Below are 24,742 nucleotides of genomic sequence, written 5' to 3'. Positions count from 1 at the left end.
TCTTGAAGGAGTCAGTAGAGGCGCTTTGATTTCGCCTTTGAAAGTTCGCATTTGGACTCTTCAAGAATCCCCGTCCCGGAGCGGGCTGGGGAGTATCAAATACAAAGACCGCTTGTGTTGTTGGGCGATCGCCCGTTTGTTACCCTCTGGGCAATGGATAATTGTCGCCCGCTGCCGCAGTCGCTCCGATGCAGAGGGGCATTTTCAGTTTTTGCGACAAACTATACCCCACGTTAAGTTTGAGGTTGTGTTCGATTTAAACGGGGAAAGTAATCGTTTGGAGGCATTGCGCGATCGTGCTTCTAATTCCCTCAGCAGCGCGTTGTAGATTTTAATCTTCGCGGCGATTTCTGTTTGGCGATCGCTCTTTTTGTTGCTAAGGGCGATCGGCCGTACCATCTTAGTCAAATCAGAATTTACACTGCGGTAGCCTCAAGACTAAAATTCTCCGAACAGGACTTTATCAACCCTGGGTTGTGGTAAAATGCTCGTATATACAGTGCTTCTTCGTTAGTTAAAAATATGCGATCGCAACTAGAACAAATTACGCTTCAAGACAGAAATGCCGCTGAAATGGAAATTCGCGACAAGCGGCAGCAAATTAATTACGACACGAAACAGTATCCAGTCGAAATACTCGTTCAAAAATATCTGGAAGGAATTAACGATGATACTAATAAATTGTTTATTCCAGACTACCAACGTCAAATTGTTTGGGATGACACCAGGCAATCAAAGTTTATTGAGTCTGTAATTTGGGGGATACCAATACCTTATATATTCGTTGTTGAGATCCGTCATGATGAAAATGATGAACCACGTTTAGAGATCGTAGACGGCGCACAACGCATTCTTACCCTAGCTAGATTTATCAATAACGAATTAACATTAAGTGGACTCGAAAAAATAGAGCAATTAAATGGATTTAAGTTTGCCGATCTACTGCTTTCTCGTCAGAGAAACTTCAACCGAACTACAGTTCGGATTATCCAACTAACCCAAGCTGCCAACGAGGAAGTCCGAAGAGATGTATTTGAACGGATACAATCATTTTAACAGCCAAGTAAAGAAATTTCAATAAAGCACAAAATATACTGCTGCAATTATTGGTATAATCAAAATAATTTGTGCATATTCAATATGTTGGCAGTCGAATATAATCATGGAAACTGTATTCTTAGAATTTAATATACGTGCTAAAGATGTGGATGATTACTTTGTATTTTTGGACAGCCTGGAAAAACAGACAACGCAGTTAGCTTTACTTGATACTACTGGCAACTACCAAATTAAAAGCCTAGATCCAGAGTTAGCAAAAACGCTCAAAGCCAATGGTTTTTTGTTGCTATATAACTTGGTTTAATCCACTATGCGAAATGCGATTGAAGCCATATTTGAGGAGTTCAAAAATAAAGCAGTCACCTTTGACCAACTCAAACCAGAAATTAAACTGATTGTCCTCCAAAATCTTAAAAATCGTTCTCCTAAGAAAATTTATTTAACAATTAATCAACTCTCTACTGATATAATCACAGCTACATTTGAACGCGAGGAACTGTTTTCAGGAAATGTGGATGCTAGGTTAATTAAAGAAATAGCAGACAAATACGGTTTTTCATATCAAACAGACTTTCCTAAGACCAAAAATGGGCAAAATCTTGTAGTGATTAAAAGTAATAGAAATGATTTAGCCCACGGGATTAAGTCTTTTGAAGAAGTGGGGGGATATCAGGCTATTGAGGAACTATTAGAAATGAAGGAAGAAGTCATAGAGTATTTGCGTCAAATACTTGAGAATGTTAAAAGTTATCTGGACAATCAAGAGTATTTGGACGTAAATACAAATAATCCTTAATTTTAGGCTAAGAAACCGGGTTTCTAGAGTAATTTTGGTTGGGTGGCGACATATCTCATAAGAAACCCGGTTTCTGGGAATGATGGGAGGGGTAAGAAACCGGGTTTCTAGGGTAATTTTGGTTGGGTGGCGAGATATCTCCGAAGAAACCCGGTTTCTAGGAATGATGCGAAGGCTACTTCCGCACCATCACTGACTTAATTACAGCATTCGGTTGATACTTGTTAGTCTCAAAAAATCCCCCTTTACCCGCGCCATAAACTCCTGCAAATTGCTTCCCAGCAGCCTTGGGAACAAACAAGAACTTTTTGCTCGGTTGGTTGGCAAAAACTACATTTTCTCTCGATTCATTATCCACATTATAAGATAAAGTAGTCTTGCCGTAAATTGCCTCGGCTTGTTTTAATGTCATTCCTGGCCCGACGCCTTGAGCTGTTTTATAATTAGAATTGTCAGTCATCAAAAGTTCGATCGCATCCGCATCTTTCAGCTTTGTACCCGCAGCGTAAATAATCCGATACTGTACTTTTCCCGATCGACTAATCGCCACTGCATCGAAGTCTACCATAAAAGGAGACTCTACCTTAAACTGGGCTGTGGAACCTAGAGCCTGCTTGAGTTGTCCCAAAGTCATGCCGATTTTTGCTTCGCCAATTGTGCGATCGCCAATTGCTACACTTGCAGAGGAAGGTTTTGCAGCAGCATTGGCTACTTCCCCCAGAGTATTTGCACCTGCGCGCGCCACAGCAGCGCCGGGAGTCGAGATGAAGGTGAAGTGACTGGCGATCGCCAGCAAAACAGCTATCATTGATCCAGATAAGATTTTTATATTCAACATGACTAATTCTCCTCGATTTCAATTTCGACTATCAACCCGCATTTTCTGGACTGTCCTAGGGATAACTTTATTAGTTTGGATTCTCAGAGGTGTTGGCCTCTTAACATTCCTTCCCGGTGGTGTTATTTGGATACTGATTTTTCTGTCTTTTGTTGCGGGTATACTCAGCACTGTACTGCGCCGATAATCCGACATCCGGTAAGTGACAAAATTTAATAATTTAGTTTTCTGTTCGTTTCGTCTTAATGCTGAAACTTATTTTTTGGGATTAACAATAAGATTATTGAAAAAAATCTACCAAATAAATATTATGTTTGTTTATAATACCATTGGGGTCGAGTGCGGAGCTGTTAAATTGTCGATAGGTAGCTAGAGATTTTTCGTGGCGACACATCCTACAACTACCAACTACCAACTACCAACTACTAACTACTAACTACTAACTACTAACTACTAACTACTAACTACTAACTACTAACTACTAACTACTTTAGCAATTACCATTTGTTTGATTGTTTCATTGCCTTTCCCACAGTCACATTTAACTGAGCACCGATCAACATCGCCAAACAACACAGATAAAGCCAGAGCAGCAAAACGATAAAAGTTCCGATCGTGCCGTAAGTCCAATTGTAATTGCCTAAATTCAAAACATAAAATCGAAATAAACCTGAAAGCATCGCCCATAGCAGAGCTGCAAACACAGCCCCGGAAAAAATTGGTGTCTCTGGGTGACGGCGGCTCGGCCCGTAGCGGTAAACAAAGGCAAAGGCAAGGGATACAATGCCCAAGGTGCTAGGCCAACGCCACAGTCGCCAAACACCTAATAATTGTGCTTCTAAGGGACAATCTGGCAGAAACATTAGGCAACTCTTGACATCTTTTAAATTGCAATTTGCTACCGACTCTAACAGGCAACTCTGGCGGGCAATAGCTTGCACAATTAAGTCGCTGACAAAGACAACTCCTGATGCTAAGATTAGTAGCAAAATTGTACCAATGCTTAGAGAAATAGAAATAAGTTTTGCTTTAACAAAAGATCGAGTTTGAGTAGCCGGGATTTGATGAATTTGATCGAGGGCGGCCATCGCGGCGCTCATTACTCCAGAAAATGCCCACAGCGATACTACAAAACTTAGTGAAAATAGCTGTTGGTTGCGTATTGAAAGAATTTCTGTGAGGGAACTCCTAATCAAATTTCGGATTTCATCGGGTATAACTTTGCCCAAAAGACCGGCCATTTGATACAGTGTTGATTGCAAAGGTTCAAACAGGGCGATCGCCGACAAGATAGCCAACAGCCCCGGAAACAGCGCCAGCATAGAATTGTAGGCCATTTCGGCAGACAGCCCGGGCAACCGCTGCTCTCCCGCTTTCACGCCGACTTCCTTGAGCGTGCTCCAAGTCAAACAGCGACAGAAGAGCCAAAAATCACCAAATTTCCTTTTAACAGCTCTCAGCAGCCTCAAAAGTGTCTTAAACAAAGCTAAAATCAGGTAGCGCAACCAGTAATAAATGTTCATAGCTTACAAATTCCCAATGACTAATGACCAATGACTAATCTAAAATCTAAAATCTAAAATCTAAAATAAACAATATGTCTCAAGATATCAGACAGTGGTTAGATGAAATTAAGCGACTACAACAGCAGTTGACAGAGGTTTCGCGCGATCGCGATGACGCTGGTGAAAGTGCGGCTCAATGGCGCCAACTCTACAATACTGAAGCTGAGCAGCGCCGGAATGATGCTAAGTTAACTCAGCAAAGCATCGATGCTTTGGAAGCACAGATACAGGAATTTCAAAGTTTCTCCCCGATTGCGCCGGAAGGCGATGAGGCTGGAGTTGCTCGCCAGCATGAGGTTGAACAACTGCATACAGTTGGGGAACTTAAAACTAAGTTAACAGAAGTTCTCGAAGAGCGCGATCGGGCGATCGAACAAATTAAACAACTCACTCAAGCGCTCAAACAAGAAGAAGCCCGTCACGCCGAGACTAGCAGAAATTTAACCACCGCCCTAGCAGACGCCGTTGACTTGCTCACCAAAGCACAAACTATTCCTACTGCAAAAATGGAACCATCACCAGCCTATTCTCTAGAAATAGTCCCTACTCGCACTGCAAATCCGGGCGAAACTGCGATCGAAATCCGCCAAAATCCCGCGCAAATTGGCCGGAATCCCGCCCAGCTTCCACCTTCTAAAAACCAGTTACTCGATTTACCGCCGTTTGGGAATTAGTCATTAGTCTGTAGTCTGTATTCCAACACTCGCATCGGGTTTATGGCGATGGGCGATCGGAAATCATTTTAAAGTTTTGGTTTCTTCAATTAGAAACCTGATAAATGGTTTTACTCCGATCGCACGGATGGAAACATCGACCGCGACTAAACCAATTGTAGCAGCGATCGTTACTGCGAGTACCCAAGTTTTTAGGCCTCCAGGCGTTTGCGTAATTAAGGTACAAATTATCTGAAAAGGTTTAAGAATGCCCTCGAATTCTTCGATTGTTTTTTGGAATTTAGCAATATCCTGATTATAAACTTCAAACTCCCGTTGGTATTGCTCTTGTTTGACCTCTAGGCGAATGAGTCTTTCTTTTAAGTCCTCCAAGCCTTCCAATTCTTCTATGAGCTTTTTATTTTTGTTAAACATGGTGGTTTCCTCTAAAACTTACAACGATAATAACGAGGGTTTAACTGAAAATGCAAATTTTGAGAACGGATTATGTAGATATAAATAGATGTCAAAAGAAAGTAGAATTTAGTAGAAACTGGTAGAATTAAGTGTTGGATACTTCCAAAGTAGAATTTAGTAGAAACTGGTAGAATCAAGTGGTTGGGTACTTGCCAGGTTTCGGAAGCATTGATAGACTGATATTATCGTCTCTCAAAGGTAAAGGCAATGAAATTACCCAGGTATGAAGACCATGAAAAAGACTTTCTTGCAGCAATGGCAACGAAATTTGGCTTTACTGGCAAAAATCTGATAGTATTTTTGCTGCGGTTCTGCGAAAAAGATGCAGAATCGAATGATAGGACTTTAGCTGATGAATGGCAAGGTGAATTACTAGAGGGAACTAAAAAGGAAGAGAAAAATCCGAATGATACTAAAAAAAGTGTAGATGCGGCGGCTGCTATTTTGCGCGATCGTTTACAAGTAATTTGCGACAAGCTGAAAGATGAAGGGTGCGACTTTGGGAAAACTGAAAGAGGCCGCTGGAAAATAGGTAAAGCTTGGTTACAAAAAGTTAAGTTTCCTGAATGGGCAAAAGAACAGGGTTTAATTAAACCGCGCACTATCGAAGAATGTTGGAACGAATTAAAAACGAAAGTTGAAAATTCCCAACCTACGAAAGCAGGAGAAATCCAATCAGAATTAATTGTGGAAAAATGGGAACCGCGACTATCAGGTATGGGCGCACGACGGAACATCAAACGTCAACAATTCCCGGCTAATAGCGATTTAACTTATCGGGTGATTTCTCCCCAAGTCGGACATTTAATCTTATTTGAACGGGAACCTAACGGCACGATTGTTTGTTTGTGTCCCTCGGAATTTGCCCGGTCATCCTACCATGCAGGGAAAGAGACGAAGTTACCCCATGCTGACTCGGAGGATAAATTCTTTGGCTCCGATGAGCTAGGATGGGAACAACTGCTTGCTGTGATTACTCCTGAATTACCGCCTTTTCAGTGGTTGGAAGATAGTCGCCAGAAAGCCTTAGAAGTCAATCAAGAGCATTTAGCGGAAATTTTGGACTATTTGAATGGTCAAACGAACGCTGAGGTGTTATATACCGAATATCTGGTTGTTGCTGCTTAAATTTAGAGGTGATGGAACCATGAACGAAGAGAATGCTTGGGAACAACTCAATGAACAAGTTGGTGAACTCTATTATCAAGGGAAATTCAATGAAGCGATAGAGATTGCTGAACAAGCATTAATCTTAGCTCAATCTCTTCACCCTGGAGACCATCCTCATGTAGCACTCAGTTTGAATAACTTGGCGTATCTCTACGAATATCAAGGACGCTACGCGGAAGCTGAACATCTTTACCTACAGGCGTTAGAAATGATAAAATGCCTATTTCCAGGCAATCATCCTGATGTAGCACTCAGTTTGAATAAATTGGCATCACTCTACGAATCTCAAGGACACTACGCAGATGCTGAACATCTCTACCTACAGGCGTTAGAGATGTGGCAACGCCTATTTAATGGCGACCATCCCTATGCGGTAACCAATCTGGATAACTTGGCATTACTCTACTACTCCCAAGGACGCTACACAGATGCCGTACCTCTCTCACAAAAAGCGTTAGAGATGAGAAAACGCCTATTTCCAGGCAATCATCCTGATGTGGCAACCAGTCTGAATAACTTGGGATCACTTTACAACATCCAAGGACGCTACGCGGAAGCTGAACCTCTCTACCTACAGGCGTTAGAGATGTGGCAATGCCTATTTAATGGCGATCATCATGATGTGGCAACGAGTTTGAATAACTTGGCATATCTCTACAACTCCCAAGGACGCTACGCGGAAGCTGAACCTCTCTACCTACAGGCATTAGAGATGAGAAAACGCCTATTTAATGGCGACCATCCTGATGTGGCAACGAGTCTGAATAACTTGGCATTACTCTACTACTCCCAAGGACGCTACGCGGAAGCTGAACCTCTCTACCTACAGGCGTTAGAAATGATAAAACGCCTATTTAATGGCGACCATCGTGATGTCGCAACCAGTTTGAATAACTTGGCATCACTTTACGACTCCCAAGGACGCCATGCAGATGCTGAACATCTCTACCTACAGGCGTTAGAGATGAGAAAACGCCTATTTAATGGCGACCATCATGATGTGGCAAACAGTCTAAATAACTTGGCATCACTTTACGAATCCCAGAGACGATACGTGAAAGCTGAACCTCTATACCTACAGGCGTTAGAGATAATAAAACGCCTATTTCCAGGCGACCATCCCAATGTGGCAACCAGTTTGAATAACTTGGCATATCTCTACAACTCCCAAGGACGCTACGCGGAAGCTGAACCTCTCTACCTACAGGCGTTAGAGATGAGAAAACGCCTATTTAATGGCGACCATCATGATGTCGCAAGCAGTCTGAACAACTTGGCATTACTCTACAACTCCCAAGGACGCTACACGAATGCTGAACCTCTCTACCTACAGGCATTAGAAATGATAAAACGCCTATTTCCAGGCGACCATTCTAATGTGGCATCTAGTCTGAATAACTTGGGATTATTTTTAACAGCTATGAACCGGCCCCAAGCAGCCTTTGAAAAAATACGCCAAGCCACCGAAATGGAGACTCGCTTAATTCGTCGTAATTTTGCCTTTAGTTCAGAAAAAGAACGACTGCAATATATTAAAAATAATAGAGAAAAATTAGAGATTTTCATATCTTTAGTTTCTCAACATTTATCCAACTATCCCGAACAAGTCCAAAAAGCCTTAGATGTCGTTTTAAAACGCAAATCTCTGACGGCAGCAGCGCTAGCGGCGTTTAACTTTGCCATCCACAGCCAACGCTATTCCCACCTCAAACCCCAGTTTAATCGCCTCCGTTCTTTGCAAGAAGAACTGTTTCACCGCACCTATAGTTTCCCCATTCAAGATGCAGCAACTCGCATAGAAGTTTATCGTGATGGTTTGGGAGAGTATCAAAAAAATATTGCGGAATTAGAACAACAATGTCAACAATTAGAAAAGGAACTCGCCACCCAAGTTCCTGAGATTCAACTGGAACATCAAACCGTAGATCGTCGGGCGGTTGCGTTGGAATTACCCGCTAATGCGGTATTAGTGGAATATGTGCGGTTCGATCGCTATGATTTTACAGCCCCCGAAGCTAAAAAATGGAAATCTGCGGAATATTGGGCATTTATTTTACCCGCCGAAGATTCCGATGCGGTGCAGATGATTTCATTAGGTGAAGCCCAACCCATTGATGATTTAATTGACAATGTACGTCAAGTTTTATCCTTAGAAAACAATCCCCCACCTTCAGAAATAATGGCAGCAAGAGGAGGCACGAAAAAAACAGGTGAAGCACCACTAGAAGAGCGATTAAATGCTTATCAATATAACCCCGAATATCCCAACGCCCTACGGGAAAAAATATTTACTCCTCTCCTTTCAATTTTGGAACCTTACCAAAACATTTTTATCGCCCCAGATTCCCAATTAAGCCTGATTCCCTTTGGCGTTTTGCCCGTCGATGAAACCGGCCAACAGTTATTAAGAGATAATTATCAAATCAGTTATCTCAGTAGTGGCAAAGATGTTTTAAGATGGAAACTGGAGACAGACCGTACCGCATCCGAATCCTTGATTATTGCCAATCCTAATTTTGACTATCCTCAACCCCCTTCGACAAAACCTAAAACAGAAAGTTTGTCCCAATCTGGTGCTAACTCACACAGTACAAAACCCGTTTTTCATAGTCTATCCTCAAAGGAATTTGACCCCCTTCCCGAAACAGAAACCCTAGCCAAAAGCATCGCGGAAAAATTAGCCATTCCCAATCTATATTTAGGCGATAAAGCCGTAGAAACCCTGTTGTCTCAAACAGCCTGTCCGCGAATTTTATTAATTGCCACCCACGGCTATTTTCAACCAGAAAGTCCCTATATTCGCTTAACCCAAGAATTGCTCAACTGTCCTTCGGAAGAGGAAGAAAATCTTTTAGCAAAAAATCGAGATTTAGTCAATTCCAAATTGCTGATGGCAATGGAAAATCAAGCGGTAACTTGTGCGGCACAAGGCAAAGAAAATAGCGCGGAATGGTTAAGAAACTTTGCCCAGAAAGTCTCAGAACAATATAAAATATCTCCTGCACTCAACCTCACGGAAAACCCCTTAGATCGCTTTGCCGTTGCCCCTGCTAATAATGCCATGATTCGTGCCGGTTTAGCCTTTGCTGGGGCAAACACTTCGCGACAAGGGAAAAATTTACCAGAGGATGCGGGGAAAGGATTATTATTAGCTCAGGATGTGGCCGGGATTGATTTATGGGAAAATGAAGTAACGATTTTAATTGCTTGTAAAACTGGCTTGGGAGACGTGCAATTAGGAGAGGGAGTTTTTGGGCTGCGGCGTGCCTTTGCGGTGGCGGGATGTAAGGCTTTAATTATGAGTTTGTGGGAAGTTCCTACCCGCCCTTCTCTGTTGTTGATGGATCGGTTTTTAAGTGATGTTGAGCTGGGTTTAGGTAAGCGAGAAGCTTTATTAAAGGCTCAATCTTATATTCGCACAATTACGATTCGGGAGTTACAACAATTTCGTGACGATCCTGATCGTGATATTCTCGCTGAGTTTATCAACGAGAAAAAAGTTATTTCAGAGGAGTTTATTGAGGCTAACCCCGATTATCAATTGTTATCTCATCCCTATTTTTGGGGTGCATGGATTTCTCAGGGGGAAATGTAGAATGTCGCGTTTAGGGGCTAGAGATTCGGCTATTGGTGTCAACTTCCGACTGAAAACCATAGGAAATGTCGCTTGTAGTCGAGCCTAGATCCCCCTAAATCCCCCTTAAGAAGGGGGACTTTGAGTAATGGTATTCACCACCCCACAATGAATTTTAACTAAGAGTGGAACAGGCATCTTGCCTGTCCTATTTCTTAGTCCGCGTAGGCGGACTTCGTTTGTGTAGACGCGGTTTCAACCGCCGAGGATCTTGATATAACTGGAAATTTATGAAATTATTTGATTCTGTAGTTGAAATCGATCCTAATGAATATTTCCTGAATAATGTAGCTAAGCTAATGGGCATATTAAGAAGTTTTATCGGCTCGTGATATTAGTCTAAATTTGATTGAAAAATATCTTAGAGTTCTCCCGATTTTTCTCTCGCCCATGCTCGCACGGCTTTACGCAGAGAAAGCCGCCCAGAATAACGATTTTGCTCGATTAATTCTGGTATTTCTTGTATCGGAAGACTTGGAAAAATTGAGCTAGTTTGTACCTCTATATATTCTTTCCCCTCCAGTTGGTAAATTTTGAGTTCACCCGAATCGTAACACCAAATTTCAGGAACACCCAACCGAGCATAAATGGGAAAACGACTGAGAGATTTACTCGTTACGTCTATTTCTAAAGCCAAATCCGGCGGCGGATCTTGTTCCAAATTAAACTGGAGTTTGCCGCGAATTTTTGGCTCATTTTGGAAGTAGAAACAATTGTCTGGTTCTACTCCAGCTTTTTGGATTTCTCGCTTCCAAGTGGTTGATCCTAAACTTGCATAATCTTGCTCCAACACTTCTGCTATATCTTTAACAGTATCGCCGATCGTTTCTTTGTAGTATTCATGTTCGGGTAAGGGTGTCATAATTTCTAAAGTTCCATTGTCATAGGCGAATCTAGCAGCACGGCTTTCACCGAGATCCGCGAGCAAGTTCTCAAATTGTTGCCAACTGATATTATACATAACAACTCGATCGGCACGAGGTTTGGTTAGTAACATAACTTTTTCTCAAGAGTGTTTGACAGATAATCCTATTATAGCCGAAGGAAGTTCGGTAACGGATTTGGCTCCCATCAAGGAAATCCGCTTGACTGAAGAAGAAAAGACACAGACGAGAACAGAGAGTATTCATATCTCCTGAAATAAAACTCAGTTAAATTCATCCGTGTCTCCGTGTTCAAATCCGTGCCGTTTCTCTCTTCCTTCTGCTTAAAATCCCATCGCGCCAGCTACTGCATCCAAATTCGGAGCAATTCCTTGCTTAAAGTTGTTCTTGCTGTGATTAATTGCCGTATCTGGGTCTTTCAAACCATTACCAGTGAGTACACAAACCACCGTTGCTCCTGTTGGAACTTGGTCTTTTACCTTCAGCAAACCGGCGACAGAAGCAGCGCTAGCTGGTTCGCAGAAAATCCCTTCTTCGGATGCTAACAAGCGGTAAGCGTCGAGAATTTCTTCGTCGGTGACAGCAGAAAAACTGCCGCGGCTGGCTTCGGAAGCAGCAACAGCCTGTTTCCAGCTAGCAGGGTTGCCGATCCGAATTGCTGTCGCCAAAGTTTCTGGGTTCGCCACTGGTACACCCGTTACCAACGGTGCTGCTCCGGCTGCTTGGAATCCCATCATTCGTGGCAAACGCGAACATTTATTCACTTGGTGGTATTGACAAAAACCCATCCAGTATGCTGTGATGTTTCCCGCATTTCCCACGGGAATGCACAGCCAGTCGGGGGCGTCGCCCAAGGCGTCCACCACTTCAAAAGCGCCGGTTTTTTGGCCTTCCAAGCGGTAAGGGTTGACGGAGTTGACCAAAGTTACAGGATAATTTTCTGCCATGGAGCGGACAATTTCTAAAGCCCGATCGAAATTTCCGACAATCGAAATGACTTCCGCACCGTAAAGCAAAGCTTGGGCCAACTTGCCCAAAGCCACATAACCTTCGGGAATCAACACGAAAGCCCGCATCCCCCCGCGTCTGGCGTAGGCTGCTGCCGCTGCCGAAGTATTGCCGGTACTGGCGCAAATTACAGCTTTGGCGCCGGCTTCCTTCGCCTTGGAAATCGCCATTGTCATCCCCCGGTCTTTGAAACTACCAGTGGGGTTGAGGCCGTCGTATTTCACCAGCACGCGCACATCTCTACCGATGAGAGAGGCGATCGCAGGTGCTGGAATCAATGGAGTATTGCCTTCTTGGAGTGTCACTACCGGCGTGGTTTCAGTCACCGGCAGGTAGGGGCGATAAGCTTCGATCAAGCCCGGCCAACCGTGAAGTTTCGGCGAGGCTGCGCGGGCAGCGGAGTTAGCAGCAGAGTCAGTTACAGGTAGAATCAGGGTCACGATGTCAATGGTTTCTAGGCTTTGGCAAAGAATTTACACTAATTTTAGCTCGATCGGTTAATTTAATGTTTGATACGATCCGTTCAGGTTAAAGTAACTTAATGGTGTGAATGTGTAGATATGTCTACTCAATTACTAATGTCAAATAATTCCTCCACTCTTTCTCGGCCTCAAGTCACGGCTAGCAATCCCGAAATCGCTAGTTCTGCTACGCTATCGACGGGTTTTGCGCGCAAAGTAGATTCGGTGAAGTGCCCCTACCAAGCCGATCAGCAAGTTAAGTTCCTGCACCTGCAAGCAGAAATCGACTCCTTGCTGCTGGAAGTCCAAACCCTCAAACAGCAGCGCTCCGTTGCTGGATCTCAAGTTGCGATCGGCAAAAATTCTGCTGTGGGCAACGGCAATTACCAGTAACAACTCGTGCTAATTGTGCCGCCCCTGTGGTATAAAAAGTAAAGTTTTGTTAACCGCAGTGTTTTTTTTAACCAAAAGCGCTAGCCATTTAATCCGCGGCTAGCGATTGCTAGCATTTGCGAAAACGCGCTTGCCTAGTGCTCAACTCGTCTGCTAATTGTTAGTAGCGAGCTGATATTTTACTGCGTTAATTTTGTTAAGCCATCCACTTGGCATACGGAGAGTAGACATCAATTTATGACAGCATCGATCGAAAAACCACTAAATTTGACATCCGCAAGGGACACTTCCAACCTGCGCCTCAAAGATATTCTCCAAACCCTGCCGCGCGAAGTATTTGTCAAAAACCCTCGCAAAGCTTGGACAAAAGTCATCGTCAACGTTCTTCTAGTTGCTGTTGGTTATTTTGGCCTAGCAGTATCACCTTGGTATTTACTGCCCCTGATGTGGATTTTCACAGGTACCGGATTAACCGGTTTTTTTGTGATAGGCCACGACTGCGGACACCGGTCATTTGCCAACCGTCGCTGGGTAAACGATTTAGTCGGACATCTCGCATTTCTCCCGTTAATTTTTCCGTTTCACGCATGGCGTCACGGACACAATTATCACCACAAGCACACCAACAAAATTGGTGAAGATAATGCTTGGCAACCAATGACAGCAGAAAGCTACGCTGCCGCGCCCAAAGCATTACAAATAGCTTATCGTTTAATCTTCGGCCCAATGTGGTGGATTGGATCGATCGCCCACTGGGCAAAAGTACACTTTATGTGGTGGCGCTTCAAAGAAGGTCAACAACGCGAACAAGTGCGGTTTTCGGTTTTTGTGGTTTTGATCGGTGCTGCGATCGTATTTCCGACTTTAATAGCCACCACAGGCATTTGGGGATTCATCAAATTTTGGTTGATGCCCTGGATGGTTTACCACTTCTGGATGAGCACCTTCACCATTGTTCACCACACAGCGCCAGACATTTCATTTAAAGCACCAGAAGAATGGAACGAAGCCCAAGCACAACTATCGGGAACAGTTCACTGCGACTATCCCCGCTGGGTTGAGTTTCTGTGCCACGACATTAACGTGCACGTTCCCCACCACCTTTCAACTGCTATACCCTGGTACAACTTGCGCCTAGCCCACAGCAGCTTAAAGGAAAACTGGCAACCTCATCTCTATGAAACCAAATTTTCTTGGTCTTTAATGAAGCGGATTGCAGACAACTGTCACCTGTACAACCCCGCTGGTGGCTATCAAACATTAGAGGAATTTCACGCTCAAACCAAATAAGTTTGAAACGCGATAAATCCCCTAAAAACCCGGTTTTGTTAAACAAACCGGGTTTTATTAATATCACAATCCCTAGCTAGAATTTTTGATAAATCTTGCTTTTAGCGCAGTCTAGATCCCCCTAAATCCCCCTTAAAAAGGGGGACTTTGAGCATTGCCTGTCCCCCCTTTTTAAGGGGAGTAGGGGTTGACTTTGAAATTACTCTTGTCCCCCCCTTTTTAAGGGGGGTTAGGGGGGATCAGCGGGGCTAATAGTCAAACATTAGATTACATTTGACATGAAGTTGACACCAATTCCCAATTACCCATTACCAATTCCCAATTCCCAATTCCCAATTCCCCATGAAACATGATTTTCAATCCCAATAACTGTCGCAACGAAAGCGAAGTAGAAAGCAAACTCATTGTCAGTTATTTGTTGCCAAAACTCGGCTATACCCCCGACACTTGGCACCAAGAAATCGCCTTTGGGAATATTCGCCTAGACTTCCTTTCCTTTGCCACCCAAGTTATCCCCATAGTGTTCGATGCAGACTCGCCCATGAGTTTAGTCATGGAAGCAAAACATCCCAAGGAAAATCTAGACCGCCATCGGCGGAAACTGAAGCGTTACTTAACAAGTTTAAGCATCCGCTACGGACTCATAACTAACGGGAAAGAAATTAGAATTTATGCAAGAGTGAGCGATGATATTCAGCTAGCATTTCAGTGCGCCGGACAAGACCTTGAAAGTAGAATTGATGAAATTATAGCTTTAATTGGCAGAGATAGTTTAAAGTTTGTAATAAATCCAGATAATCTAGAACTGGAAGATAGTAAAACTAATTTAGTTACTCCTGAGTTAATTGCCGAAGTATCGGTACAACAAAACAATCCCGCCACCGCAGAACCTGAAATCATTCAAGTCTCATCCCCCGAACAAATACCTGAAGATATTTTAGTTAAATCATCCGATTTAATCATTCCCCAAACCCCGCAAAATAGTATGAAAATAATAGCAGTTTACCACAACAAAGGCGGCGTCGGTAAAACTACAACTGTAGTCAATTTAGCCGCAGCCCTGAGCAAGGAAGGTAAAAGAGTCCTAGTCATCGACTTAGACAGTCAGGCAAACACAACCTTTGCAACTGGTTTGGTCAAATTTGAAGATGAAGAACAAGATGATTTGAAAGATTGCAATATTCTTCAAGTTTTGCAATCAGAGGATTTTTACTCCATCGCCGAAGTAGCCCGCGAGTCTAATTTTTGCAATCCTAAAATCGATGTAGTTCCTTCCCACATCGATTTAATGTACTATGAAACGGAACTAAATCAACTAGATTACAGTCGCATGATTTTAATTCAAAAACTAGCGGAAGTAGAAGATAAGTACGATATTGTACTGATTGATACGCCGCCATCTTTGAATTTTTTCGCCAGAGTTGCCCTGATTGCTGCGGATTATTTAATTATTCCTTCTGACTTAAAACCTTTTGCCAATCAAGGATTGATTAATGTCAAGGATTTTATCAAAAAAGTCAATGGATTCAAAAAACAAATCGGCAAAAAACCTTTAGAAATTTTAGGCATCCTCCCTTGCAAAATCTCACCCAATCCTAAGTTTGTACAGTACAGTTTGCCCAAGCGGAGGGAGGCTATTCCCAAACGCTACGGCCTGGAAATTATGGACAGCGTAATTTATGAGAGAGAGGATTTAGCAAAGTGTGCAGAACTATTTAAAATCGTGGGCAATATGGAAATCGCCGATCCGATTTCGGTGCTAGATTTTAAACCGGATTGCACTTCATCCCAAGAATTTGAAATGCTAGCCGAAGAAGTTTTGGTAAAAATAGGTCAGTAAAAACTTATGAAAAAATTATCTCCGTCACTGGTTGCAGTCAAAAGAATTACCTCCGCAGTTCCCCGTTCCAATTTTGCCGATCGCGATTTAGATAAATTAGCTAGACTTATTTTAGACGCCGGAGGCTTGATTAACCCGATCATTGTCCGCCGTACCAGTATGGATGCTTACGAAATAGTAGACGGAAATTTTGAATACTATGCGGCGGCGAGAGCAAAGGAAATTGAACCTCTCAAGGGCGAGACAATTGGAGCATTCATCCTGGAACCAGAAAATGAAGAACTTCTCCTGGAACAACTAGAAATTCTCAGAAAAACCGCAATCACTGAGAATGCTGGTGAAAGTGAAACTATCAAAGAGCAATCAATAACTGAGGCTTCAGTTGAAATTCAAACTCTAGAAGCCTCATCTAGTTTAGAGCAGCGAGTGACAAATATTGAAGCCCGGTTAGAAATTCAAATTCATGAATTGAAAGCTGAACACGCCCGTGAAAAAGAGTTGTTAGCCGAGAGAATACAAGAAATTGAAAACCTAATTGCCCAACAATTACCTCTGTTAATTGAAGCGCAGTTGGCTAACAGAATTAATGAGTTTAAAGCCGAGCTTGCATCTAAAAAATCGACTTTGGTAGATACTGTGCAAGAAGTTGAACAGGTAACTTCTCAACCAATGTCGCTGTTGGAGGCACTCAATACTCAAGATAAATCTCAACTGAAAGCGAATTTTGAATATACTAAGTTAGTGAACGATAAAATTATACAACGAATCCTCGACGAAAAGCGAGATGTGAAGCCGTTTGTGTCATTTGCCAATGTGGTGGAACGTATTCAAGGGCTAGGCGACAAAACAATGATTAAAATTATTGATTACTGGCAAAATACTCATAAGTTGTGAGCCGTCTCAATTGCTTTTTTGGGGGCGGGCTAGAAGCCCACCCCACAAGAGTTAAAACCGGATTTCTGAAAGGTGATTGACTAGGAGCAAAAATACTCACAACTGGCAATTCCTGCTAAACCTGAACACGGTAGCGATCGCCCGATCGCCAAAAAAAGTAAAGATGAGTGAAGCAGTGTATAATTTGTGTCCCCCAGCCAGTTAAACTCATCACAGTCGATTTTTTGTAGGAATTGCAGTCAGTTTTGCCGTTGGCGAAGCCCTCGTTGCAGGATCGCCCGGGCCCTCACCCCACAGCCAGCCGCACAGGTACAGCACGCCGCCGATATCTCTCCCAGATTTAGAGACTCAGGCCAACAAATCCTTTAACTAACCAAAGTCTGAGTAAGGTGTTTGTCTCGCACCCTATCATTAGAGTTCTTGAGTTAGTCCTGTGGCACTTAAAACCCAGGCTGTAAAGTGCAAATATATATAATTACCCAAACACCTGATTTTAATGACAAAAGGGGACTTGTAAGAAGATGGATCGATCGCAAGATCAAAACCGAATAGTAGAATATTTGCGGATTAAGCCAATTAGTCACAGTCAAATTTACACTTCCCAAATTGCAGTACCAGAGACTCAGGGGGGAGAAATCCCTCGCGAACGTCGCGAAGCTCTCAGGAGAAGTCTCATCGAGCAAGGCAGCAACTTAATTCCTTTAATTGTACGTCCTACTGAAGCTTACAGCAACGAAGAAGAATACGAAGTTGTCTGCGGCTCAGATTGGTGTATTGTTGCGAAAGAACTCGGCCTTGAGCAAATGTGGGCTTGGGTTTTTGAAATGACCGACGAGGAGGTAGTTGCGGCTCAAGCAGAAATGGAACATTTAGCTCCGCAGCCGACTCAAAAAACTGCACAACTTGAGACTCTACTGCAACAATTTGAGCTATCATTTCAAAAAAAGGTAGAGAGTCTAACAAAACAAATAGAACAATCTGTTAAAAAGAATGAAGACCTGCTAAAAAAACAAGTAAAAGCTCTAGCCGAGCAGAACTTCGATCGCGATCAAATAACACAGATAAAGCATCTGCTAGAACAAGTTGAAAAAACATTTCATGAAAAGGTAGATAAATTGGCTAAAAAAATTGAACAATCTGGCAGCAATAGTTCTCCGAAATCGGAGGTTATTTCGGAGATGAATCTTGAAGGTGCGTTGAGACAGTTGGATGAACTGGAAAAATTGCTGTCAATCAAATTAGATCGCACTGTCCAAATAATTAATCAGTTTGTGGCTGACACGATCGCAGACGTAGAAAATGACCTAAAAAATCAAATTGCTACGCTCCGCAGCCAACTGGGAGCCGCTGCGACGCACTCAGAAATACAGCCCGAGACACCGCCGAAACAGCAGTCGAAGGCGCAGCCAAAAACCCAGGCTAAGAAGCAGTCGAAGGCGCAGTCGAAACCTCAGCTACCGCAGTTGCAGTTAGAATTGCCGTTTCCGCCCCAGCAGCAACAGCAGGAAGACGAGGAAGACTACGATACTCTTTCGCTGAGACGCTTGAAGGCGATCGGCAAAGACCGAAAAGTGCGGGGCTACGCGCGCATGAAACGACCGGAAATTCTGGCTGCGCTCAGAGAAGCTGATGGCAAATAAAGCGGTAATTGTTAAGAGTTAAAACTAATTGTTTGGTGTTCGATCGCGTTTTTATGCAAAATGCGCGATCGGGCTTTTGATACAAATTTCGGCGTTGCTGAGAAAGGAGTATGATTTGCCTCCGAAACTCGCTAGTTTCAGCAACGCCCAATTTTATTGTATTGTAAGCTGGTTTAGGCGATCGCATATCCCGTATGCTGCCGAACGTGATACGGATGAAACCCTAAAACTATCTTGTCTTTAGGCACTCCTAATTCTACAAGTTCTGCGGTAATTCCCGTTTCTATACCATCTTGTTGAATCCAGATTTTTCCGTCAATAATTTCCACATGAACGATACAATCGTGAATTCTTTTAGGCCCTTGCCAGCCATCGTGCATCAGTAAAAAATTGTTTTGTTCGCGATCGACAATAACGCTGCTTTTAATTTCTCCGTGTCCGTAAGAAATCTGGGCATAACTATCTAAAACATTGCGAACAATTTGGCGATATTCATCTAGTCTATCCATCTGATAATTGTCTCCTTTAATGAATCAAAAACTATTAGTTTAAATCTCTTGTTTTCTAGCAAAATCTGCCCAATAGGTTCAGAAAAAATTTCTGCATAAACTTCTGCACGGATTGCCAGATATATTATCCGTTCAGGTTCCGATCGCTGTAGAATATCTTCGTAAACAATATACTGTCCAACAGCTTGTTCTAAGTCATGAACTGGTGAAGCACTCACAAAACTTTTGACTTCTACAGCAATTTTGCGACCTTGTTTTTCGGCGGCAAATAGTTTTTCTGCACCTAGATCGACACTGAGAGTACGTTTGCCAATTTTTAATGGTAGCGGATCTTTGGTTATTGTCCACCCGTCCTTTTCCAGGGCTGTTCTGACATTATTGTGGTAGATGTCTTTTGCTGGCATATTCTAAGCTTAACCATCAACTGTTACCCTAATTATATAATAACACAATGCTTTTCCCAACTCATAGCCGCGGAAAACTACTTGTCGATCGAACTTCAATACCAATTAAGGATAATATTTCTTATAGTCCGAGCAAACAGGAGTCGTGACAGTTTACAAAATCCACCTATAAGTGATGACTAATCCTATCTATCCCGGCATAACTCTCAATAACCACTACCGCATAGTCCGCGAATTGGGACACGGAGGCTTCGGACGCACCTACCTCGCTGAAGATGCCCACCGATTTAACGAACCCTGCGTTTTAAAAGAATTTGCGCCCCAAGTACAAGGAAGTTACGCCTTACAAAAATCCGAGGAACTCTTCGAGCGCGAAGCCGGAGTGCTCTACAAGCTACAACACAACCAAATCCCGCGCTTCCGCGAAATGTTTCGCGTCAGTATAGTCGATCGAGGCTACCTATTTCTCGTCCAAGACTACGTACCCGGTCAAAATTACCGCTTCCTGCTGGATGCCAGGAAGCGTCAGGGTTTGCGGTTCATCGAAGCAGAAATCAATCAACTGCTGATTCAAATTTTGCCAGTCCTCGAATACATTCACTCCTTGGGAGTGATTCACCGCGACATCTCCCCCGACAACCTAATTCTGCGCTTGTCTGACGGAATGCCCGTGCTGATTGACTTCGGCGGAGTCAAACAAATCGCCGCCACCGTAGAATCTCTATTTGCTGAAACTGAAGCTAACATCACTCCCACCCCCGCGACTCGCATCGGCAAACTCGGCTATGCTCCCGTCGAACAGATGCAGATGGGGATTGTGTCTCCGCACAGCGATTTGTACGCTCTGGCGGCCACGGTTTTGGTGTTGCTGACGGGGAAGGAACCGCATGAATTGCTCGACAGTCAGACGCTGAATTGGAACTGGCGATCGCACTGTTCTCTATCTCCGAATTTGTCCCTGGTGCTGGATAAAATGCTCGCTCAGCAGCCAAACCAGCGTTACTCCTCGGCTCGCGAGGTTTTGCTCGCTCTCTCCGGCAATCCGCTGTTACAGCCACAGCCACAGCCATCCCCACAGCCGGATTTGGGACTCACGCAGCCACCGCCGGACTACACACCTCTGGCCGCACCCATACCCGTGCCAGCCCCCGCCCCGAAGCTTCCGGGAACTCCAGTGCGAGTGGCCACGATCGGCAATCAGCAAAAGATGCCTGCTTGGAAAATGTTTTTGTTCGTAGTGGCGGTGCTATCGAGTATGGGCGGAGTTGGCTGGTTTGCGGGCAATTATGTGTTAAACCTGCAATCAAAAGTGCAGAAGATTCCCGTGACTCCGGGCCCGAAGCAGCAGCAAGAGGATGCTTTGCGCGATCGCTACTCTCGGCTTAAAATTGACGATCGATTCTACAACGGTTACGTCAACCTTGTAGATGAGAATTTCTATGCCAAATACCCAGAATTAAACGGGCGGCTGTTAAAAGAAGGCGACGAGGATCGCCAATGGCGCGAAAGGTGGCAGAAAATCGGCGACGACTTGCTCAACAAGCTCGAAAACCTTAGCAGCGATGCTAGAGCGCGGTTGGGCAGTTACGAGACTGCCGATCTCGATCGCTCCAAAGCCGAGGTTAACAAGCTGAATTTGAGCAGTCGAGCGCTGTACGATTTGGCTGATGCCAAGTTCTTTTATTGGTTTCCACAGCACCCACGGAATAAAAATATCATCGGTTTGCCGATCGGACAAATTTGGCAAGCAATTACCGCCGACGCCCTCGCCTCTTTGCAAGCAGGAGCAACTCTTGAAAGCGTCGAATTTGACCGCCGCGCGAACAACAAAACCCTTAAAGGAAATCTCAAGCCCGGAGAAGGCAAAGCTTACATTGCCAGGTTCGCCCAAAATCAGATTTTGAGCGTAAATTTGCAAGCTCCGCGCAAATCGACTCTGCTATCAATTTATTCTCCTGGGCGCACCAACAAAGCTAAGGCTTTACTGGAAGATGCAGAGGAGGTGAGTTGGTCGGGAACTCTGGATGATGCTGGTTTTTATGAATTTGTGGTGGTTTCTCAGTCATCCGAGCCGATCGCCTACGAGTTGAATCTGGAGACGAAATAACCCCCATCCCAAAACGGATCTTAGCCCCCGACTCCTGTCGCGGTCGAAAATTTGAGACTCCCGTTCAAGCTCACTGACTCATCGGTCGGAGTAAATCTAAAATCGACTCAAGGCTATTGACGCCTTGAGGGCGATCGAGCCATAATGAAGTAATCCCGAGCGGGTAAATTTTCCGGTTCAAACAAAGAATATGCTGAGATTTGCGATCGTAGCTTTAGTAACTTTGGGATTAGTATTAATGACTGCATTAGGTTTATCTTCTGCCAGTGCGACAGTCAGCAATCCCGAATTTTATGCTTGGAACTTTGCCTCTGTAGGCAGCAGCGAGTTAGTTTGCAAAAAGACACTTGTAGTTCCGCGAGACCTCATCATTCCGTCATCATCAATGCAAGCTGTCAGTATCAATTCTGCAATTGTAGATGACAAGTTTTGCGCGAATTCCACTAAACCTGTGAATTAAGGCAGCGCATCCTATGATGTCCCCTGAAACGACAAAATAAAATTGGCTTGATCGTTCGGACTTTAGTCCGCATCCATCAGTCCATCCTATGATGTCCCCTGAAACGACAAAATAAAATTGGTTTGATCGTTCCGACTTTAGTCCGCATCCATCCCAGGAATGAAGCCAGAAGCATCGAACACTTTTTAAAGCGAATTGACCCGATATTATATAAAACTTGCCGCTATCCGCGCAGTAGTGAAAGTGTTGGCGGCATTTTTTATGAGAAACAACAATATTTTTTATTAAAATTTATTAAAATAGTCGGGCGCAACAGTTGTATGCCTTTGAAAGCGATCGAAAACTATTGCGAATTTTGCCAATTCTTTGATTGTCACTTAAGAACCGAGGGAAAATCTTTAGCCATTTGGCTAAAAATTTATTAGCTAATTGGCCTAATCAGTAACTGTCAAGTTTGAGTATGCTAGAGTTAGTCAGGTTCTGATATATAGTGCCATCTGTTATCTAAGTATCATGCTCAAAATTTTAGTCATTGAAGACGACGAATTAATCCGGGAGACTCTTGTGCAACTCCTGGAATCTCACAGCTACCGAGTTATCGTGGCAGAAAACGGTCGATTTGGGGTGCAGATGGCACTTTCGGAGATCCCAGACTTAATTTTGTGCGACGTACAGATGCCGGAACTCGACGGTTATGACGTGTTGCGGACTCTGCGACAAAACTCCCTGGCTGCTACAATTCCATTTATTTTCCTCACGGCTCAAAGTGCCAAAACCGATTTTCGTCGGGGGATGGAATTGGGGGCTGACGATTACCTAACAAAGCCGTTTACTAAGGCTGAATTGTTGGGAGCGATTGCTTCTCGCGTCTCGAAACGGCAAACTATTACCCAACCCCTGACAGTTGCGCTTCACCAAGCAGAAGCCAGACTCAAAGATTTAGCTAACGACTCTACAAAGGTTTGTGTCCTCTCCCCTGAAAAGTTGGCTCTAGAAGCTCTGCTGCGCCACGCTTTAGCACAAGGTGAGTTTCAAGTATACTATCAGCCCCAGGTGAATATTGCTACCGGACAAGTTATCGGCGCTGAAGCTTTGGTGCGCTGGCAAAATCCCGATCGAGGTATAATTTCTCCCGCTGAATTTATTCCCTTAGCCGAAGAAACAGGTTTAATTATTCAGATTGGCGAGTGGGTACTGCTTTCAGCTTGCGCTCAAGCGGCGAGTTGGCTGGCGGCGGGGTTCTCGCCTTTTACGATATCAGTAAATTTGTCGGCCCGGCAGTTATCCGACCCCGAACTCAAGGCCCGAATCGTGCAAATATTAGAAACTACAGGCTTGGAGCCTGCAAATTTAGAATTAGAAATGACCGAAAGCGCTCTGGTAGAAAATGCGACAGTCGCAGGCGCAACTTTAAACGAACTTAAAGCTCTCGGAATTCGGATTGCCATTGACGACTTCGGCACCGGTTATGCTACTTTAGGATATCTCAAGCAATTTGCTTTTGACAGCTTAAAGATCGATCGCATTTTCGTGCGAAATGCCAGCGAAGACGCTCAAAATGCTGCTATTACCACAGCAGTAATTTTGCTGGGTCACAGCTTAAATATGACAGTAATTGCAGAAGGAGTAGAAACAGAAGCAGAACTAGCTTTCTTGAAACAGCACCAATGCGATATCATGCAGGGGTATCTGTTCAGCCGCCCCGAACCGGCAGCGATAATTGAAAGTATGTTGATTGCCAACCAGCGTTTGTTCGCTCAGCCCCCAGTAGCAGCACCTGCTCGTGTTATACCTTTTGTCCCTGTCTCCGAACCCGAAAAATCTAAAAACCTTACCATGTCAGGTCTAGGAATAGTCTAAGTGTTACCAGGATTTCTGTATGATAAAATGAAATTCTTTGGCTCTTCATTAAGTAGGTAGGCGCTATCAAACTGAACCATGTAACAGTATGTAAACAGGGCCCAGGAGTGCTACTTTCTTGGCATTTGGATAGTTTACAATTATTACATAGTGACGTTTGGTAGCGCTTACCTACTAGCGCGTTATGCTCAATAAGTCTGTAAGCTAGGCCTAAACCCTTACCGGGCAATCAGCCTAGTTATGATTCTTAGCCTTTGAGGCTTGGGGGCAAAGTTTAGGCTAGAAGCCGGGATTTTACAGCCAAGCGATCGTGCTTAATGAAAAATTCAGCAAAAAAGGTACTGAAGAGCCAATTCTTTCTTTTAGCTGCTTTTTTCTGCGGAAAAGTTGACGCTCCCTCTTGAAAAGTTGTAGCTTTTTGAGAGCATTCTCCTGTTGATTGATTTACTGAATTTTGATTGAATTATCTGAATAATGTGTTAAACTAGCCGAATATTCAGCATTATTCACTTTTGGCTACTCAACCCCAAGGCAAGCAGCCGAACATTTTGGAGTTTGCCTACATACGCTCAGGCGATGGGAAAAAGATGGTATTATTACCGCCATTCGCACACCCTCCGGTCAACGACGATATTTAATTAATTCTGATGCCGGATTTAGCAAAACTAATCAAAGAACTATCCCCCACGCCAGAGTCGACCGTCTGCATCAAAAAGCCGACCTTGACCGACAAATTGCAAAATTATTGGAACTCTATCCATCAGCCGAACTCATTACCGACATTGCCAGTGGGCTTAACT

The 24,742-nt window shown here is 43.7% G+C and carries 22 protein-coding genes and 1 pseudogene; 16 read left to right on the top strand and 7 right to left on the bottom strand.

The window, feature by feature from the left end; all coding sequences use genetic code 11:
* The 4 genes from JGK36_RS23480 to JGK36_RS23465 form a co-directional block, all read left to right on the top strand.
* Positions 1-328: hypothetical protein (locus JGK36_RS23480; protein WP_325315616.1), on the top strand; the 328-nt coding region annotated here is incomplete at its 5' end.
* Positions 329-522: 194 nt separating this feature from the next.
* Positions 523-1,056, top strand: coding sequence for a DUF262 domain-containing protein (locus JGK36_RS23475; RefSeq protein WP_293184858.1), 534 nt, complete (start codon positions 523-525; stop codon positions 1,054-1,056).
* Positions 1,057-1,162: 106 nt separating this feature from the next.
* Positions 1,163-1,363, top strand: a complete 201-nt coding sequence (locus JGK36_RS23470) for a hypothetical protein (RefSeq protein ID WP_293184860.1) — start codon at positions 1,163-1,165, stop codon at positions 1,361-1,363.
* 6 nt (positions 1,364-1,369) lie between these two features.
* The gene (locus tag JGK36_RS23465; RefSeq protein WP_293184861.1) at positions 1,370-1,855 is read left to right on the top strand and encodes an MAE_28990/MAE_18760 family HEPN-like nuclease; all 486 of its coding nucleotides are present in this window, start codon (positions 1,370-1,372) and stop codon (positions 1,853-1,855) included.
* A gap of 175 nt (positions 1,856-2,030) precedes the next feature.
* On the opposite strand, the gene JGK36_RS23460 is transcribed toward JGK36_RS23465, so the two are convergent.
* Together JGK36_RS23460 and JGK36_RS23455 are read right to left on the bottom strand one after the other, a co-directional pair.
* Positions 2,031-2,693 carry a hypothetical protein gene (locus JGK36_RS23460; protein ID WP_293192806.1) on the bottom strand — a complete coding sequence of 221 codons (663 nt, stop codon included), beginning with the start codon at positions 2,691-2,693 and terminating at the stop codon, positions 2,031-2,033.
* A 497-nt stretch (positions 2,694-3,190) separates the two neighbouring features.
* Entirely contained in the window at positions 3,191-4,216 is a 1,026-nt protein-coding gene (locus tag JGK36_RS23455) for a YihY/virulence factor BrkB family protein (protein WP_293198169.1), read from the bottom strand.
* A gap of 74 nt (positions 4,217-4,290) precedes the next feature.
* Between JGK36_RS23455 and JGK36_RS23450 the strand changes: the two genes are divergently transcribed.
* A complete protein-coding gene (locus JGK36_RS23450; protein WP_293184866.1) occupies positions 4,291-4,932 on the top strand; it encodes a hypothetical protein in 642 nt (213 codons plus the stop codon).
* A 63-nt stretch (positions 4,933-4,995) separates the two neighbouring features.
* Here JGK36_RS23450 and JGK36_RS23445 read toward each other — a convergent pair whose 3' ends face one another.
* Entirely contained in the window at positions 4,996-5,346 is a 351-nt protein-coding gene (locus JGK36_RS23445; RefSeq protein WP_293198166.1) for a hypothetical protein, read from the bottom strand.
* A 249-nt stretch (positions 5,347-5,595) separates the two neighbouring features.
* Between JGK36_RS23445 and JGK36_RS23440 the strand changes: the two genes are divergently transcribed.
* Together JGK36_RS23440 and JGK36_RS23435 are read left to right on the top strand one after the other, a co-directional pair.
* A complete protein-coding gene (locus JGK36_RS23440; RefSeq protein ID WP_293198163.1) occupies positions 5,596-6,516 on the top strand; it encodes a DUF4384 domain-containing protein in 921 nt (306 codons plus the stop codon).
* Between the two features lie 19 nt (positions 6,517-6,535).
* On the top strand, positions 6,536-10,153 hold the full coding sequence (locus JGK36_RS23435) for a CHAT domain-containing tetratricopeptide repeat protein (protein WP_293198161.1): 3,618 nt from the start codon (positions 6,536-6,538) through the stop codon (positions 10,151-10,153).
* Positions 10,154-10,553: 400 nt separating this feature from the next.
* Here the strand turns inward: JGK36_RS23435 and JGK36_RS23430 are convergent, their stop codons facing one another.
* Both JGK36_RS23430 and thrC read right to left on the bottom strand, forming a co-directional pair.
* Positions 10,554-11,189 carry a Uma2 family endonuclease gene (locus tag JGK36_RS23430; RefSeq protein ID WP_293184870.1) on the bottom strand — a complete coding sequence of 212 codons (636 nt, stop codon included), beginning with the start codon at positions 11,187-11,189 and terminating at the stop codon, positions 10,554-10,556.
* 210 nt (positions 11,190-11,399) lie between these two features.
* The gene (gene thrC / locus JGK36_RS23425) at positions 11,400-12,518 is read right to left on the bottom strand and encodes a threonine synthase (protein ID WP_293198171.1); all 1,119 of its coding nucleotides are present in this window, start codon (positions 12,516-12,518) and stop codon (positions 11,400-11,402) included.
* A 126-nt stretch (positions 12,519-12,644) separates the two neighbouring features.
* Between thrC and JGK36_RS23420 the strand changes: the two genes are divergently transcribed.
* The 5 genes from JGK36_RS23420 (at position 12,645) to JGK36_RS23400 (ending at position 18,602) form a co-directional block, all read left to right on the top strand.
* Positions 12,645-12,938: a hypothetical protein gene (locus tag JGK36_RS23420; RefSeq protein WP_293184872.1), complete on the top strand. Its 294-nt coding sequence runs from the start codon at positions 12,645-12,647 to the stop codon at positions 12,936-12,938.
* 237 nt (positions 12,939-13,175) lie between these two features.
* Complete coding sequence (locus JGK36_RS23415) at positions 13,176-14,228, top strand: fatty acid desaturase (RefSeq protein WP_293184873.1); 1,053 nt, start codon at positions 13,176-13,178, stop codon at positions 14,226-14,228.
* Positions 14,229-14,577: 349 nt separating this feature from the next.
* A complete protein-coding gene (locus JGK36_RS23410; RefSeq protein ID WP_293184875.1) occupies positions 14,578-16,068 on the top strand; it encodes an AAA family ATPase in 1,491 nt (496 codons plus the stop codon).
* A gap of 6 nt (positions 16,069-16,074) precedes the next feature.
* Positions 16,075-16,962 (top strand): ParB/Srx family N-terminal domain-containing protein, encoded by an 888-nt coding sequence (locus JGK36_RS23405; RefSeq protein WP_293184876.1) that lies wholly within the window; start codon positions 16,075-16,077, stop codon positions 16,960-16,962.
* A gap of 521 nt (positions 16,963-17,483) precedes the next feature.
* Complete coding sequence (locus JGK36_RS23400; protein ID WP_293198159.1) at positions 17,484-18,602, top strand: Rho termination factor (modular protein); 1,119 nt, start codon at positions 17,484-17,486, stop codon at positions 18,600-18,602.
* Positions 18,603-18,775: 173 nt separating this feature from the next.
* Here the strand turns inward: JGK36_RS23400 and JGK36_RS23395 are convergent, their stop codons facing one another.
* Together JGK36_RS23395 and JGK36_RS23390 are read right to left on the bottom strand one after the other, a co-directional pair.
* Positions 18,776-19,111, bottom strand: coding sequence for a XisI protein (locus JGK36_RS23395; RefSeq protein WP_293184878.1), 336 nt, complete (start codon positions 19,109-19,111; stop codon positions 18,776-18,778).
* Positions 19,099-19,515 carry an element excision factor XisH family protein gene (locus JGK36_RS23390; protein ID WP_293198158.1) on the bottom strand — a complete coding sequence of 139 codons (417 nt, stop codon included), beginning with the start codon at positions 19,513-19,515 and terminating at the stop codon, positions 19,099-19,101. Before JGK36_RS23390 ends, JGK36_RS23395 begins: the two co-directional genes overlap by 13 nt.
* Positions 19,516-19,690: 175 nt before the next feature.
* Between JGK36_RS23390 and JGK36_RS23385 the strand changes: the two genes are divergently transcribed.
* The 4 genes and pseudogenes from JGK36_RS23385 to JGK36_RS23370 all read left to right on the top strand — a co-directional run.
* Positions 19,691-21,622, top strand: coding sequence for a serine/threonine-protein kinase (locus tag JGK36_RS23385; RefSeq protein ID WP_293198156.1), 1,932 nt, complete (start codon positions 19,691-19,693; stop codon positions 21,620-21,622).
* Between the two features lie 190 nt (positions 21,623-21,812).
* A complete protein-coding gene (locus JGK36_RS23380; protein WP_293184881.1) occupies positions 21,813-22,082 on the top strand; it encodes a hypothetical protein in 270 nt (89 codons plus the stop codon).
* Between the two features lie 513 nt (positions 22,083-22,595).
* Entirely contained in the window at positions 22,596-23,942 is a 1,347-nt protein-coding gene (locus JGK36_RS23375; protein ID WP_293184882.1) for an EAL domain-containing response regulator, read from the top strand.
* Between the two features lie 535 nt (positions 23,943-24,477).
* Positions 24,478-24,742, top strand: a pseudogene (locus JGK36_RS23370) (recombinase family protein); the annotation flags it as partial.

The organism is Microcoleus sp. PH2017_35_SFW_U_B, from assembly GCF_020737865.1.
Taxonomy (GTDB): Bacteria; Cyanobacteriota; Cyanobacteriia; order Cyanobacteriales; family Microcoleaceae; genus Microcoleus.
Note: the sequence above shows the minus strand (reverse complement) of the source record. Positions and strands in the feature narration are given on the sequence as shown.

Excerpts from the sequence above, each read along its gene's own strand:
- JGK36_RS23455 (WP_293198169.1), bottom strand. The coding sequence starts at position 4,216 with ATGAACATTTATTACTGGTTGCGCTACCTGATTTTAGCTTTGTTTAAG.
- JGK36_RS23375 (WP_293184882.1), top strand. The coding sequence starts at position 22,596 with ATGCTCAAAATTTTAGTCATTGAAGACGACGAATTAATCCGGGAGACT.
- JGK36_RS23435 (WP_293198161.1), top strand. The coding sequence starts at position 6,536 with ATGAACGAAGAGAATGCTTGGGAACAACTCAATGAACAAGTTGGTGAA.
- JGK36_RS23470 (WP_293184860.1), top strand. The coding sequence starts at position 1,163 with ATGGAAACTGTATTCTTAGAATTTAATATACGTGCTAAAGATGTGGAT.
- JGK36_RS23465 (WP_293184861.1), top strand. The coding sequence starts at position 1,370 with ATGCGAAATGCGATTGAAGCCATATTTGAGGAGTTCAAAAATAAAGCA.
- JGK36_RS23395 (WP_293184878.1), bottom strand. The coding sequence starts at position 19,111 with ATGGATAGACTAGATGAATATCGCCAAATTGTTCGCAATGTTTTAGAT.
- JGK36_RS23380 (WP_293184881.1), top strand. The coding sequence starts at position 21,813 with ATGCTGAGATTTGCGATCGTAGCTTTAGTAACTTTGGGATTAGTATTA.
- JGK36_RS23460 (WP_293192806.1), bottom strand. The coding sequence starts at position 2,693 with ATGTTGAATATAAAAATCTTATCTGGATCAATGATAGCTGTTTTGCTG.
- JGK36_RS23415 (WP_293184873.1), top strand. The coding sequence starts at position 13,176 with ATGACAGCATCGATCGAAAAACCACTAAATTTGACATCCGCAAGGGAC.
- JGK36_RS23410 (WP_293184875.1), top strand. The coding sequence starts at position 14,578 with ATGATTTTCAATCCCAATAACTGTCGCAACGAAAGCGAAGTAGAAAGC.
- JGK36_RS23445 (WP_293198166.1), bottom strand. The coding sequence starts at position 5,346 with ATGTTTAACAAAAATAAAAAGCTCATAGAAGAATTGGAAGGCTTGGAG.
- JGK36_RS23440 (WP_293198163.1), top strand. The coding sequence starts at position 5,596 with ATGAAATTACCCAGGTATGAAGACCATGAAAAAGACTTTCTTGCAGCA.
- JGK36_RS23450 (WP_293184866.1), top strand. The coding sequence starts at position 4,291 with ATGTCTCAAGATATCAGACAGTGGTTAGATGAAATTAAGCGACTACAA.
- JGK36_RS23405 (WP_293184876.1), top strand. The coding sequence starts at position 16,075 with ATGAAAAAATTATCTCCGTCACTGGTTGCAGTCAAAAGAATTACCTCC.
- JGK36_RS23420 (WP_293184872.1), top strand. The coding sequence starts at position 12,645 with ATGTCTACTCAATTACTAATGTCAAATAATTCCTCCACTCTTTCTCGG.
- JGK36_RS23475 (WP_293184858.1), top strand. The coding sequence starts at position 523 with ATGCGATCGCAACTAGAACAAATTACGCTTCAAGACAGAAATGCCGCT.
- JGK36_RS23430 (WP_293184870.1), bottom strand. The coding sequence starts at position 11,189 with ATGTTACTAACCAAACCTCGTGCCGATCGAGTTGTTATGTATAATATC.
- JGK36_RS23385 (WP_293198156.1), top strand. The coding sequence starts at position 19,691 with ATGACTAATCCTATCTATCCCGGCATAACTCTCAATAACCACTACCGC.
- JGK36_RS23400 (WP_293198159.1), top strand. The coding sequence starts at position 17,484 with ATGGATCGATCGCAAGATCAAAACCGAATAGTAGAATATTTGCGGATT.
- JGK36_RS23390 (WP_293198158.1), bottom strand. The coding sequence starts at position 19,515 with ATGCCAGCAAAAGACATCTACCACAATAATGTCAGAACAGCCCTGGAA.